This window comes from Synechococcus sp. R55.8, from assembly GCF_047461895.1.
GTDB lineage: Bacteria > Cyanobacteriota > Cyanobacteriia > Thermostichales > Thermostichaceae > Thermostichus.
Map to the genome: position 1 here is coordinate 1 of NZ_JANSIB010000091.1, position 12,402 is coordinate 12,402.

General features: G+C 56.9%; 14 protein-coding genes and 1 pseudogene. 6 read left to right on the top strand and 9 right to left on the bottom strand.

The window, feature by feature from the left end; all coding sequences use genetic code 11:
- Positions 1–259: 259 nt before the first annotated feature.
- The 3 genes and pseudogenes from NW829_RS09600 to NW829_RS09610 all read right to left on the bottom strand — a co-directional run.
- Positions 260–416: pseudogene (locus NW829_RS09600) on the bottom strand (RNA-guided endonuclease TnpB family protein); the annotation flags it as partial.
- Positions 417–510: 94 nt separating this feature from the next.
- Positions 511–1,332 carry an amino acid ABC transporter permease gene (locus tag NW829_RS09605; RefSeq protein ID WP_414412525.1) on the bottom strand — a complete coding sequence of 274 codons (822 nt, stop codon included), beginning with the start codon at positions 1,330–1,332 and terminating at the stop codon, positions 511–513.
- On the bottom strand, positions 1,329–2,192 hold the full coding sequence (locus NW829_RS09610; RefSeq protein WP_414412526.1) for an ABC transporter substrate-binding protein: 864 nt from the start codon (positions 2,190–2,192) through the stop codon (positions 1,329–1,331). The genes NW829_RS09605 and NW829_RS09610 overlap by 4 nt, the downstream gene beginning before the upstream one ends.
- Positions 2,193–2,620: 428 nt before the next feature.
- On the opposite strand from NW829_RS09610, the gene NW829_RS09615 reads away from it, so the two are divergent.
- The 3 genes from NW829_RS09615 to NW829_RS09625 all read left to right on the top strand — a co-directional run bounded on the left by NW829_RS09615 (position 2,621) and on the right by NW829_RS09625 (position 5,005).
- A complete protein-coding gene (locus NW829_RS09615) occupies positions 2,621–3,568 on the top strand; it encodes a sugar phosphate nucleotidyltransferase (RefSeq protein ID WP_414412529.1) in 948 nt (315 codons plus the stop codon).
- 49 nt (positions 3,569–3,617) lie between these two features.
- The gene (locus NW829_RS09620; protein ID WP_414412527.1) at positions 3,618–4,328 is read left to right on the top strand and encodes a class I SAM-dependent methyltransferase; all 711 of its coding nucleotides are present in this window, start codon (positions 3,618–3,620) and stop codon (positions 4,326–4,328) included.
- A 134-nt stretch (positions 4,329–4,462) separates the two neighbouring features.
- A complete protein-coding gene (locus NW829_RS09625) occupies positions 4,463–5,005 on the top strand; it encodes an NYN domain-containing protein (protein ID WP_414412528.1) in 543 nt (180 codons plus the stop codon).
- Here NW829_RS09625 and NW829_RS09630 read toward each other — a convergent pair.
- The 3 genes from NW829_RS09630 to NW829_RS09640 all read right to left on the bottom strand — a co-directional run bounded on the left by NW829_RS09630 (position 5,002) and on the right by NW829_RS09640 (position 6,063).
- Complete coding sequence (locus NW829_RS09630; RefSeq protein WP_238376759.1) at positions 5,002–5,229, bottom strand: hypothetical protein; 228 nt, start codon at positions 5,227–5,229, stop codon at positions 5,002–5,004. The genes NW829_RS09625 and NW829_RS09630 overlap by 4 nt on opposite strands.
- 286 nt (positions 5,230–5,515) lie before the next feature.
- On the bottom strand, positions 5,516–5,917 hold the full coding sequence (locus tag NW829_RS09635; protein ID WP_011433700.1) for a YraN family protein: 402 nt from the start codon (positions 5,915–5,917) through the stop codon (positions 5,516–5,518).
- A 23-nt stretch (positions 5,918–5,940) separates the two neighbouring features.
- On the bottom strand, positions 5,941–6,063 hold the full coding sequence (locus NW829_RS09640; RefSeq protein WP_011429573.1) for a hypothetical protein: 123 nt from the start codon (positions 6,061–6,063) through the stop codon (positions 5,941–5,943).
- A 411-nt stretch (positions 6,064–6,474) separates the two neighbouring features.
- Here NW829_RS09640 and NW829_RS09645 point away from each other — a divergent pair, with 411 nt between their 5' ends.
- Positions 6,475–7,125 (top strand): TMEM165/GDT1 family protein, encoded by a 651-nt coding sequence (locus NW829_RS09645; protein WP_414416969.1) that lies wholly within the window; start codon positions 6,475–6,477, stop codon positions 7,123–7,125.
- Here the strand turns inward: NW829_RS09645 and NW829_RS09650 are convergent.
- From NW829_RS09650 to mgtE, 3 genes are all read right to left on the bottom strand, one after another.
- A complete protein-coding gene (locus NW829_RS09650) occupies positions 7,103–7,804 on the bottom strand; it encodes an MgtC/SapB family protein (protein ID WP_414413425.1) in 702 nt (233 codons plus the stop codon). The genes NW829_RS09645 and NW829_RS09650 overlap by 23 nt on opposite strands.
- 27 nt (positions 7,805–7,831) lie before the next feature.
- A complete protein-coding gene (locus NW829_RS09655; protein WP_238376758.1) occupies positions 7,832–8,035 on the bottom strand; it encodes a hypothetical protein in 204 nt (67 codons plus the stop codon).
- 192 nt (positions 8,036–8,227) lie between these two features.
- Entirely contained in the window at positions 8,228–9,607 is a 1,380-nt protein-coding gene (gene mgtE, locus NW829_RS09660; RefSeq protein WP_414416970.1) for a magnesium transporter, read from the bottom strand.
- 923 nt (positions 9,608–10,530) lie between these two features.
- Here mgtE and wecB point away from each other — a divergent pair.
- Together wecB and NW829_RS09670 are read left to right on the top strand one after the other, a co-directional pair.
- A complete protein-coding gene (gene wecB / locus NW829_RS09665; protein WP_414343264.1) occupies positions 10,531–11,667 on the top strand; it encodes a non-hydrolyzing UDP-N-acetylglucosamine 2-epimerase in 1,137 nt (378 codons plus the stop codon).
- Positions 11,668–11,830: 163 nt separating this feature from the next.
- Positions 11,831–12,402 (top strand): ureidoglycolate lyase (locus NW829_RS09670; RefSeq protein WP_041437468.1); only part of this gene is annotated, 572 nt, incomplete at its 3' end.

Consider the following 12,402-nt stretch of genomic DNA (forward strand, 5'->3'; position numbering starts at 1 on the left):
TCCCGACACTGACCCTACGGGTACAGTGCGGGGCTCCTGCGATTTCTAGCTGACGAACAGCTTTAAGTTGCATCGCTTCCTAACTTCCCTCTTCCCCTGGGAGTGGTCGCGGAAGCAGCGCGGAACGCTTGGGGAGTGTCCCAATCCAGTTTGGAATGGCTATGGCTTGCATGGCGAAGCCATACACTGTTGCCCAGGGCTGCAGCGATTGCATCCTGCTCGTTGCCAAACAGAATGGCAGTATCCCGCAAAGCTCTGATCTGACGCTGCGAAACTTCGGGTCTTTGCTCTCTCGAAAGGCCAACCCTGCCTCTTGAATGGCATTCCGCTTGAGGTGGCAGGGATCCTCTCTCACCCACTGCGGCAGGTCAGTGCAGGATGATGTCCCCCAGCTTTCTGGCTGTTTTTGGAGCCCCCTGCTATCGCGAACGGCACAGCCGGTCTTTGTGGGCAACCACAAACGTATGCAAGCAGACACCAAAGTAATGGCCGGATTAGAGTCAGGCTCCTCTAGCGGGCCAGGTACCGTTCCAAGCGTCCCTGGAAAAATGACAAGATCAACGTCAGCAGCCAGTACCACAGCGCTGCCACCACCAAAGCCTCGAAGAAGTGCTGGCGCGGCAAACCTGCCTGTCGAGCCCGGCCCATCAACTCCTGCAAAGCAATGGCACTGGCCAGGGCAGTGTCTTTCTGCATGGCGATGAATTGATTGCCAATGTCGGGTAGGACAATTCGGAAAGCTTGCGGCAAAATGATGCACCACAGGGTTTGCCAGGGCTTAAGCCCCAGGGCATAGGCAGCTTCCCGCTGCCCGACGGGAATGGCTTGGATCCCGGCCCGGAAGATCTCGCTCATGTAGGCGCCATAGTTCAGGCTCAAGGCCAGCACTGCCGAAGTGAACGAGCCGAACACCAGACCCAGTTGCGGCAAAGCCTGGTAGATAAACAAAAACTGCAGGAATAGAGGTGTGCCCCGCATCAGCGAGACATAGAGAGCAGAGAGGCTGCTTAGAGGGGCAATTTGGGAGAGCCCCGCCAGCGCCGACAAAAAGGCCAAGGTGGTGGCACAGAGGATGGAGACCAAGGACAGTTGAAAAGTAGTGCCCACCCCTTGCGAGATAAACCACCACCACTCGCGCACAAAGTTGCCGTTGAGACGCAAGGTACGGATGGGGATCCCGGCCAACTCCAACTGTACCCCGCTGAAGGTGAACAGCAACAACAGCAGCCACAGAACCAACCACAACCCCTGGGCCACCGGGAACGGGATCCCTTTTCGAATCCGGGGCGGTGGGTAAATGGGCTGCTCCAGTGGGATAGAGTCTTTGCTCACTCAGCTTTTTTCGTCAGATCAATGCCGTAATACCGCTTCGAGAGGGCTGTTAGCGTGCCGTCCGCATGCATGGATTCTAAAATTTCGTTGATTTTGGCTTGCAAGCTCTCGGAAGGGGCAGGGCTGGAGCGATCCAAGGCCACAGCCAAGGCTTCATAGTAGACCGGATCCCCCAGAGTTTTCAGGGGCAGTCCTTCCCGAATGGCGTTTTCAGCCGTCGGCAAAGCTGTCAAGACTGCATCCAGGCGGGTGCCATCCCCCAGTGCCAAATCCTGCAGAGCCAGGCTATCGGTGTCGTAGATGCGAATGTCCACCCGCGGGGCCGGAACTTGGATGGTCTCTCCTTCCAGAGTGAGGTTGCCCTCCAGGTAAGCTTGATAGGTGGTGGCGGTGCCCACCCCAACTCGCTTTCCTTCCAAAGCGGCGATATCGGTCAGGGTCGAGGCTTGGTGGACCACGAAGCTGGCGGGGGTGTAGTAGTAGGGAATGGTAAACAGCAGAGCTTTCTGGCGTTCGGCAGTTACGGTCATGGAGCCGACATTGACATCCCAGCGGCCATTCCAAGATCCGGCGGTGATGACATCGAAGTTGATATCCAGAAACTCAGCCTTTACCCCCAAGCGCTTGGCGATCTCGCGCGCCACATCCACGTCAAATCCTTCCCAACTGCCGTCGGGATTGAGGTAGCTCTGAGGCCGGTAATTGGAGTCGGTGGAAACCCGGAGCACCCCGCGCTCTTGAATTTGAGCCAACAGGTCTCTGCTTTGGGCCAGCAGGGATCCCTGGTGTGCACTTAAAGCCCAGCATCCGGCCAGGGTCAAGCAAAGGGCTTGTAGGGATCGGCGTCGAGAAACAGACATCGGCGAAACCTCAGATGAAGGTGAAGGGCAAACCCATTGGAATCCATCCAAGCTATCCAAGGCTGTCACAATTCCCGTTGCAAGGTAGTATCACCTGACACTGCCGCTTTGGGTGGCTATTCCCGACTGGGGCGAGCGGGTCGCAATTCTCCAAACATGCTCTAAAAAAGGCAAATCAACTGTCTCAGGATTGAGCTTATGAATCCCAATTGAGATTGAAATATCTCCTCCAGAAAGGCATCCCCTGAGACTTGCGATCAAGACTCGTGCTGTGTTGCCCGGGGGGGCAATCCGTATCCCTCTGTGGGCAACGGAGAATCGACGTTCTGGGTAGCAGAAAACATTTGGCTCGACCCAATGGATCCCCCTTAGCAATTGGGCGGAGAGGATGTCAATATCTTTGGAAGAGAACGGGGTTGAGGGTGGTTATGCAAGCGGTGATCTTGGCGGGTGGGAAAGGAACTCGTTTACGGCCTTTTACCTTTTTGCAGCCTAAGCCTTTGTTGCCCCTTTTGGATGTGCCCTTTTTGGAGTGGCTGATCGGGCGCTGCCGCCGAGCCGGCCTGACAGATATTTTGCTCAGCGTGGGTTATCTGGGCCAACAAATTGAGGCTGCTCTGGGAGATGGCGCTGCTTTGGGGGTGAAGCTCCGCTACATTCCCGAAGAGACGCCTTTGGATACGGCAGGAGCTTTGGTGCTGGCTCAGCCCTATTTCACCGGGGATCCCTTGGTGGTCTTCAATGCCGACATCCTCACAGATCTGGATCTGCAGATGCTGATGCAATGTCATGTGCAGAGCAAGGCCATGGCCACCCTCACCCTCGCCCGCGTGGACGATATCACCGCCTATGGCCTGGTGGAAGTTGGGGAAGAGGGCCAGATCCAATCTTTTCGGGAAAAACCCACCCCTGCAGAAGCCCTCACCCTCACCACCGACACGATCAACGCCGGCACCTATGTCTTGGATCCGGCCATTTTTAAAGACTACCCCAGTGGGGAGCCCCTCAGCTTCGAGCGGCGTGTCTTCCCCGATTTGCTCAGGCAAGGGCACCGGCTGCAAGCTTATCTCCACACAGGCTACTGGCGGGATCTGGGCACGCCGGCCAGCTACTACCACGGCCAACTGGACATTCTCCTGGGCCGAATGACGGATTTTCCCTTAGAAAATGTGCAGCAACAGGCGCCGGGGATATGGGTGCACAAAACGGCTGAGATCCATCCCAGCGCTCAACTGCACGCCCCCTGCTACATCGGCGCCCACACCCGTTTGGGATCCCAAGCTCAGATTCCGGCAGGCACCATCCTCGGCAGCCACAGCTGGGTAAATGGATCCCTGCAGCCGGGAGCCTACGGGCCGAGAGTCCTGGTAGTGTAGGTTAAGTGCAAGTTAAGTTCACGACCATCCAGGACAAAGCCATCAGCAAATGGAGCTACCACAAACCGGGGAACGCTGGGATCCCTACCTTGCTGCCGTAGCTGCTCGCTTTAATCGGGAGCTGGAAATTCAACTGGGTCAGCCAGCTTGGCAACTTCCCCCAGACCTGGAGCAACTGCCTTTTTGGCAAGCCCAGCAGCGGGATCACCTGCAAGAGCGCCTCGGGATCCCCTTTTGGCAACTGCGTGCCCCCAAAAAACGGGAAGCCTGTTTGGATTTGGGCTGTGGGGTAAGCTTCCTGACCTATCCCTGGAACGATTGGCAAGCCTACTTTTACGGCCATGAGCTGAGCGGTGAGATTGTGCGCTTTATTCGCTCGCGGGCACCCCAGCTTAACTCCAAGCTGTTCAAGTCAATGCAACAGGGATCCGCCCACCATTTGGAAAACTACGAGTCGGAGCAATTTGATCTGGCCATTGCCACCGGATTTTTGTACTACTACCCGATTGAGTACTTCGACGCGGTTTGGGCAGAGTTGATGCGAGTGTTGCGACCGGCTGCACCTGTGATTATTGAAGTGGTCAATCCCGACTCGGTGTGGGCGGAACAATGGGGCCTCATCGAGCTATTCAAAGGCACCGAACCGATTTTCACCCCCCTAACGGAGTGGGAGCGGCGCATCGCAGCCTTGGGGGGCAAAATTCAGAAACAGGCCAGTGGCGAACTGTTCACCGCCTATTGGATTCAGCGCAGACCATGATCTGCTCACAACCGGGAAAGTATCGGAGCATTCGGAGTAGTGGGGTAACCTTTAAGGCTGGGTACTAAGATTAAAAATAAGATAAAGATTAAGATTAAGAAGTGTGATCCCGGACAAGGGATCCACCGCCATCCATGCAAGCCTCCTCTCCCACCTTCCTCTTGGTTGATGGCTACAACATCATCGGAGCTTGGCCCACCCTGAGCCAGTTAGCGCGTCGCTCCCTGATGGAATTGGCCCGTCTGCGCTTGGTGGAATCTTTGGCCAACTATGTGGCCTTCCGGGGCTACCAGGCGACCGTGGTGTACGATGCCTACGCCCAACCCACTCCAGCCCGGCAAGAGCGCTCCCCTTCGGGTATCGAGATCCTGTATACCTCCTATGGCGAGACCGCCGACAGTTGTATTGAACGGCTGTGTGCCCAGTTGCAGAAGGATGGGTGTCGGGTAAGAGTGGCTACCTCCGATCGTGTCCAGCAATTGGTGATCGGTGGCTACAACGCCGAATGGGTCTCGGCAGAACAACTGTGGGATGAAGTGCAGCAGGCCCAGCAGCAGATCCGGCGCGTCCAACCAAAACGGCTATCGAGCAAGCGGGGCATTGATGCCTACTTGGATGCAGATACCCTCTCGCGCCTAAACCGCTGGCGGCTGTCCGGCCAAGATCCCATGCGCTAAATGCCATCGTAGGGAACGGTGGGAGCTCCATACCAAAGATGCTCTTCATCTGGCGAGGCAGTGGGCAACTGCTCCTGTGAAGGATCCGCCGGAGCCAGCTCCTGCTCATCTACCAACACCAGCACCCGCACAACTCGATTTTTGGGCAATTGTTCCTGCGCCCGCATGGGCAAAATCAGTTGACCTTGGCTGTCGGTACGAGCCCAGAACTCATGCGCTTTCATGCTGTTTCCCAAAATCATGAGCCAATGAAGGGATCCCCAGGCCGGATCTTAGTGAGGATGATGAATGACCCCAGAAAGCTCCATCTGTTCTTCGTATTCAGATGAGTCGGAGAGGCTGGCCCAGCTTTATAGTTATTGGACACTCTAGGACACTGCGTCAGGGTTGTGGAGCAATAGCGTTGCGGAGCAATAATGCGCGGGGCTAGAGGGCTTGTCTCAGCAGCCCAGGCATCTCACCTAACCTGAAACGGCCATAAGCTCCCACAGCATCTCGGATAAGCTTGCTTCAACAAATCTCAAAAGCCGCTGGCAGGTAGTCAACCAAAGCGTAGCTTACCCCTTCCCTGGAGGCCCGACGTTCTATCAGCGCGACATCAAAACGGCAGGACAACTCGGAGAGGTGGGGATGCTGGCTCAAGAAGGCTTGGGCAGCCCGGATCAAGCGTCGCTGCTTGGGGATCCCAACCGCCAAAAGCCCGCCTCGATCCCAGCTACCGGGGCTACGGGTTTTCACCTCTACGAAAATCAGCACATCAGCTTTGTGGGCAACCAGATCCAGCTCGCCCCAAGGGCAGCGCCACCGCTGGGCCAGGATCTGCCAGCCCTGCTGACAGAGATATTGCCGCACCCAGCCCTCGCCGACGTTGCCTGTATTCTGGAGGGAAGCCCTTCTGGGCAAGGGATCCATAAAAAAATCACCAGCGCCCGGCTCTAATGAGCAGAGCCATTGCCGTGATACTTGTCGGTGTCGTAAAAGCCGTTGCGGGTGCCGAAGTAGAAACTTGCCAGAGAGAGGACAAGAGCAACCCCCACCAAGACTAACTTTGCATCCACGTGGTTTTCCCCTGATTTTCTCCTCAACCGTGATCATAATAGCCTGCCGCTCCTTCACAATCCTCTGGTAAGCGATGCGCGGCACTGATATCGGCCAAGGCACAGCAAGTCTTGGGGGATCCCATTGGAGAGCTTTTCTTGAATGCTTGAATGAATGACTCCCACTGGGAGCTCAGCATGCTACCATTCAGACGGAAAGGGAGTAGTCAGGCGGCTTACCGCCCTCTGCATCGACATACTGGCTAAAAACAGCCCGGTGCAAGAGACAAAGCAAGCCCGGCAGGCTGCTTTGGTGACGAGACTTTCACTGAGTTCACGCAGAGGTGAGCTTGGTGAGTCCGTCTGACTTTCCCAGCCTTCACCTCTAGGTGTGAACCGATTCCACACACAAGAGAGGTTGGAGGCTAAACGATGTGGGCTGGTTTTGCGTCAAGTTTGCTGTTGGTCACCGTAGCGGAGTTTGGGGATAAAACCTTTTTTACCCCCCTGATTCTCGCTATGCGGCACCCGCGCCGCTGGGTTTTCTTGGGAACATGGCTGGCTTTGGCCGTGATGACCTTGCTGGCGGTGGTGGCCGGGAAGGTGCTTTTCAAGCTGCTGCCGCCGCTGGGCGTGCGAGTGTTGTCGGCTGGGGTTTTCGCGGCTTTTGGGCTGAGAATGCTCTGGCAAGCTTACAAGATGACTCCCCAGCAGGAAAAAGAAGAAGAGGAAGAAGCCCTCAGGCTGGTGGAGCAGGCAGAAGAAAAAGGGGCGGGCCGCGGCGGTGCTTGGGCTGTGGTGTGGGAAGCCTTTAGCTTGACGGCCTTGGCCGAGTTCGGGGATAAAACCCAGATTGCCACCGTCTCCTTGGCGGCCACCCACCCGGGATTGAGCGTCTGGGCAGGGGCTACTCTCGGCCATGGACTGATGGTGGGGCTGGCGGTGGTGGGAGGTCGTTTTTTAGCAGCTCACATCTCTGAACGCGCCGTGCATTGGGTGGGGGGCGGCTTATTTCTGGTGTTTGCGTTGCTAACCGGTTGGGAGCTGCTGGGATCCGGGATCAGCCAAATTCCTGTTCGATGATCCGCCATCGGGCAGTGATCACGCCTGGCTCTAGGCTGAGGCGGCTGACGACAAGTTCTAGGGCCTGGTCGTCGCGGGTCTGGGTGACTAGCTCTGCTTCGACTTTGACCAGATCGGGCTTGTCCTCCAGGTCTTCGCTGTAGAGGGCGCGCAGTTTGAGATGGGTGGGAGCTATACCCTGCAGGAGCAAGGCGCGGATGTGGGCCTCTGCTTGGCTTTTGCAGACAAATGAACACTCATAGACCAGTTCCAGTTCTGTGCCCTTTAGGGGCTGCTGGTTGATGCGGTAGCCCAGCGGACGCAGCACAACGTTGGAGATCAACACAGCTGCGGCCCCAATGGCAGCTTGGGGAATGTACCCCGATCCGGCAAAGGCTCCCACCGCGGCTGCACACCAGATGGTGGCGGCAGTGTTCAGGCCACGGACGCTGGCTCCTTCCTTAAGAATCACGCCACCGGCCAAAAAGCCAATCCCCGATACCACTTGGGCCGCAATACGGGTCGGGCTGCTTTCATCAGGGGTGAGAACCGAGAGCATGACAAACAAAGCTGCACCCGTGGCCACCAAGGTGTTGGTGCGTAAGCCGGCCATACGCTGCCGCCACTGTCGCTCCAGGCCAATGAGGGATCCCAGGACAAAGGCAACGGCCAAACGCAAGGCGAAGTCAATCCAGGTCATGCTCCGGTTCTCGTGAAAGGATAAAGTTTAGCCATCCTCATCTGGGATCCCAAGGGCAGTGGCTTCCTGTTGCAAGGTTTGCCAGAGGGCTTCCAGTTGAGCAAAGGCGGATTCTGGGGCCAGCTTACCACCTGTTTCTAAAGCACAGGTTATGCCCACCCGATAGGCATACTGCTGCAGCCGTGACCGAAATTGAGCAGCAGCCAAGGGAGATAGAACTTTCAAGGTCATGGCACACCTCCTAAATGTTTGCTGTAACCCTTCGTTGGTCAAAGGACACCTCGTAAAAGTGCTCTGCGCCGCCGTCGCGATGGCCTTGTGGCGAGACTCTGAAAGGCTGATTTCTCAAGAAGGGCTGGATTATTCGTTCCTGGAACGCGCTTTGCCGGTGAGGTGCCCCCTGGATCCAGCGCCGGCGCAGCCCTAGAGCTCCACTTCAACCCCGACTAGCCAAGCCACCAGGGTGAAATACACCCAGAGGCCGGTGAAGTCTTTAATGGTGGTGATAAAAGGATCCGCTCCCGGAGCGTGGTCAAAGCCCAGCTTTAACATCACCCAGGGCAAAATGGCGCCCAAGATAGCCCCCAAAGTGAGGACAATGGCCAGAGCCAAGCCCACCGCTAGACCCAATTGTGGGATCCCATTGGGTGCCCCCTGCCAGAAGTAGGCAATCACCCCAGCCGTGGCCCCCAGGATCACACCGATAATGCCACCAATGCTGGCTTCCCGCAGCAAATAGGGGAGAAACTGCCGCACGTTGATGTGGCCCCAAGCCAAGCCACGGGCAAAGATGGTCGTAGATTGGGTACCGACATTACCGCCCATATCCATGACCAAGGGGATGAAAATAGCCGCTGCCGTTACTGCTTGCAACACCTCCTCAAAGGTTTCGATCACTCCCCCCACCAACATGCCGCCAATCAAGGTGATGATTAAAAACGTGATGCGCAGGCGGACGGCATACCAACGGGAGCCTTTAACCAGGCGCTCGCTCCAAACCTTGTCTCGGCTGAGCAAGCTGCCCACCCCTGCTTGGGCCAGAGCGGCGTCGGTGGCTTCTTCTTCCACCAAGTTGATGACATCTTCAAAGGTGATATCTCCCACCAAGCGCCCTTCCGTATCCACCACCGGAATGGCCGGCAAGCCGGAATCTTTGAGCAAACGGGCTGCCTGGAGATCCCGGTCGGTAACCCGAGCAACACTATCCGATCCCTCAATCAGCTCCCGAATGGGCAAATCCGGATCTGCTTTCACGAGGCGCACGGTGCGAACCAAACCTTTGTAGAACCGCTGATCGTCCACCACAAAAATCACATCCAGCTCATCGTCTCCCAGTTGAGAGTCCCGCACGCTGGCCAGAGCAGCCCCGACGGTGAGGGTATCCCGTACCGACAAGTAGCGCAGGTTCATCAGCCGACCGGCACTGCGCTCTGGATAACCCAGCAAGATATTCACTGCTTCCCGAGCTTCTGGGCTGAGGTTGGCAATGAGGCGCTTGGTTACTTTGGCCGGCAACTCCTCAAACAGACGCACCCGCTCATCCGGAGGTAAGGCTTCTACCAGCCGGATCACTTCTGGGCTTTCCATGCTGCGAATGAGATCGGCCTGCTCTTCGGGCCGCAGATACTCAAACACTGCAATGGCTTTGTCTTTTTCCAGCAAGCGGAAAGCCAAAACCCGCTGCCGAGGTGAAATCTCCATCAACTGCTGCACCAGCTCGGCAATGGGAGCGCGGTTGGCCTCTCGCTTGGCGGCTTCCAAGGAAGCAGGGGTTAGGAGATCGCGAAGAATGTTGTGCCGCATGATAAACCTCCGAACGTTGGGGTCAGCCGGGATGAAGAGAACCAGGAGGTCAACAGCCAACCGGTGCTCCGAGGCTCACAGGGAAGCCCTGAAACCCTTGGATGGCCGCGCAGCAAGCCGTAGGTCTAGCGCCAGGCCTCCAAGCCCAGCTTGGATCGCAAGCGCCCAAGCCGATAAAAGGGACTCCAAGGGATCCCCAGGCCTGCGGAAACCCCAAAACCCACAACAGGAAAGTCAAGGGGAATCCCCTCGGAATTACTCCTGATCTCCCCTTTTCTGAACAGGGCTGCACAAACCCATTGCTCAGGTAAGGCTCTGCTCAGCTCATCTGTTCGTCGCCGACTGAGAGAGCCACCCAAGTCAAAAGCTAGCCGGGAAAACTCTCCCACCCCTTCGCGTTGGCGAAACGGGATCCTCTCAAGCGACGACAGAAGCTGTCAGCGGGGAAAAGGAAGACACCAGTAAGAGCCCAATCTTCAAGAACGTGCTCCTCGAAGACCATCCACTGGTGGCTGGCGCTACAACTACCGGAAGCGTCCATGCTGTTGAACGTTTTCCTCCAAAAAGGTTAACCGAAACAACCCGGACAGCCAGAAGAGGATCTCTTCAGCCCCCTTTAGGCTAGTTGCAGGAGTGGGATCCCGTCAACCCTTTTTCTCCAGCTCATCCGGTGAACAATCGGCGGAGCAGCTGGAGGGGTAAGATCGGGGTGAGCAGCAATAGCCCCCTTGTGGTTCCTCTCGTCTCGACATTGCCCTCAGCCTGACTCAGCAGAGTCTACATCTCGGTGGCTTGCGACCTTGAGCAACCCACGCCCTTCGCCGCCTCTGTTTTGTTAGTGGTTTTTGTTAGTGGTTTGTTGGTGGCCTTGCTTCAATGAGCTGCGCTTCCCATCTCCTACAGGTGCCGATGTCCTTGAGCTTATGGCCTCTCTTCCCCTCGTTGCCGTGATCTTGGGCACACGGCCCGAAGCCATTAAGCTGGCCCCGGTGATCCAAGCTCTGCGTGCCAGTCCCCATCTGCGCACCGAGCTGATCTTGACCGGACAACACCGGGAAATGGTGGATCAGGTGATGCGGCTATTCGGTCTGCAAGCGGATCGGGATCTGGCGATCATGCGCCCCCGCCAAAGCTTGACGGACATCACCGAAGCCACCTTGCGGGGCCTAGAACTCTACTTTCAAGAGCAACATCCTCAACTGGTTTTGGTGCAGGGAGATACCACCACCGCCTTCGCTGCCGCCTTGGCAGCTTTTTACCACCGGATCCCGGTTGGGCATGTGGAAGCCGGACTGCGCACCGATGATCTCTACAATCCTTTCCCCGAAGAGGCCAATCGCCGCCTGATCTCCCAGTTGGCCAGCCTGCACTTTGCCCCTACCCCCCAAGCCGTTGACAACCTGAAGCGAAGCCACGTGGTGGGATCCATCCATTGCACCGGCAACACTGTCATCGACGCCCTACTGCAAGTGGCCTCCCAAGGGATCCCCTGCCCCATTCCCGGCCTGGACTGGCAGCGCTACCGTGTCCTGTTGGTTACCGTGCACCGACGCGAAAATTGGGGGGATCCCCTAACCGCCATCGGCAAGGCTCTGCTGCAGATCTTGGCCGAGTTTCCCGATACCGCCCTTCTTTTGCCCCTCCATCCCAACCCCTTGGTGCGGGATCCCCTGCAAGCCCTGTTGGGATCCCATGAGCGGGCTTTTCTCACTGAGCCTCTGGACTATCCCCTCTGGGTGAGCGCCATGCAGCGCTGTACCCTCATCCTCAGCGACTCCGGCGGCATTCAAGAAGAGGCCCCTGCCCTGGGCAAACCGGTGCTGGTGCTGCGGCAGACCACCGAACGTCCTGAAGCGATTGCTGCCGGCACCGCCCGCCTGGTAGGCACACACCCCGAAAAGATCCTGAAGGCAGCCCGAGAATTGCTCACAGACCCACAAGCCTATGCCCGCATGGCCCAAGCCCAAAACCCCTTTGGCGATGGCACTGCCGCCCGGCAAATTCGCCACATCATCGAGCGGTGGTTTAACCCGCAAAGCCCTCGAGAAGAACAAAGTTAAGAATTAAAAGTTAAGAATTAAATAAGAATCAAAGATGTATAGACCGTTACCGGGAAAACCGTTTCTTTACCTATTGCTCTCAATAAGACAATTAATTAAGAAGATAGAAAGCCTGACTCCAATCCAATTGACCCCAGTCCAATCAAGAGCGAGGATGCAAACCATGAGCACGACTGCAACTGCCACCACCGTTGTCCGGGTGCCGATTGTGGATGCCACCCCAGAAAATGTGCAACCCTTCGGTCAACTTATAGGGGACGATGTGGCCAATCCTGGGCTGGGGATCCCCTTTTATCAGGGGCGTGTCCTGGAAGGACAGAACATCGACTTTCAATACACCGGCAGAGCCGTTATCCGTACGGCTAAGATCCTGCCCGGATATCCACCTGTGCTCTGGCTGGAGCGCCACATGCGTATGACCCAGTTGTTTGTCGGCCTGGGGCAAGAGCCGTTCATCATGGTGATGGCTCCTCCCAACCATCCCAAAGCAGCTCCCGATCTCGACAAAGTACAAGCCCTGCGATTCCCTGCCGGGCATGGGCTGCTGCTGCACCTCGGCACGTGGCACGATTTCCCCATTGCCTGCGAGCGCCCCGTTGTGGTGCTAACCGCCAACTCCGAAGAAGTGGTGGAAGCCCTGGCCAGCATGGAAGATGCCCACGAAATGAATCAGGGAGATGTATTCAAAATTTCCCTCCCCCAACGGCTAAAAGCGGAGATCCACCTAGAGCTGGT

What these genes read in the sequence shown, in the direction of transcription:
- NW829_RS09655 (WP_238376758.1), bottom strand. Translation starts at nt 8,035, where the DNA reads ATGACCTTGAAAGTTCTATCTCCCTTGGCTGCTGCTCAATTTCGGTCA.
- NW829_RS09620 (WP_414412527.1), top strand. Translation starts at nt 3,618, where the DNA reads ATGGAGCTACCACAAACCGGGGAACGCTGGGATCCCTACCTTGCTGCC.
- NW829_RS09650 (WP_414413425.1), bottom strand. Translation starts at nt 7,804, where the DNA reads ATGACCTGGATTGACTTCGCCTTGCGTTTGGCCGTTGCCTTTGTCCTG.
- NW829_RS09610 (WP_414412526.1), bottom strand. Translation starts at nt 2,192, where the DNA reads ATGTCTGTTTCTCGACGCCGATCCCTACAAGCCCTTTGCTTGACCCTG.
- mgtE (WP_414416970.1), bottom strand. Translation starts at nt 9,607, where the DNA reads ATGCGGCACAACATTCTTCGCGATCTCCTAACCCCTGCTTCCTTGGAA.
- NW829_RS09630 (WP_238376759.1), bottom strand. Translation starts at nt 5,229, where the DNA reads ATGAAAGCGCATGAGTTCTGGGCTCGTACCGACAGCCAAGGTCAACTG.
- NW829_RS09645 (WP_414416969.1), top strand. Translation starts at nt 6,475, where the DNA reads ATGTGGGCTGGTTTTGCGTCAAGTTTGCTGTTGGTCACCGTAGCGGAG.
- NW829_RS09625 (WP_414412528.1), top strand. Translation starts at nt 4,463, where the DNA reads ATGCAAGCCTCCTCTCCCACCTTCCTCTTGGTTGATGGCTACAACATC.
- wecB (WP_414343264.1), top strand. Translation starts at nt 10,531, where the DNA reads ATGGCCTCTCTTCCCCTCGTTGCCGTGATCTTGGGCACACGGCCCGAA.
- NW829_RS09635 (WP_011433700.1), bottom strand. Translation starts at nt 5,917, where the DNA reads ATGGATCCCTTGCCCAGAAGGGCTTCCCTCCAGAATACAGGCAACGTC.
- NW829_RS09615 (WP_414412529.1), top strand. Translation starts at nt 2,621, where the DNA reads ATGCAAGCGGTGATCTTGGCGGGTGGGAAAGGAACTCGTTTACGGCCT.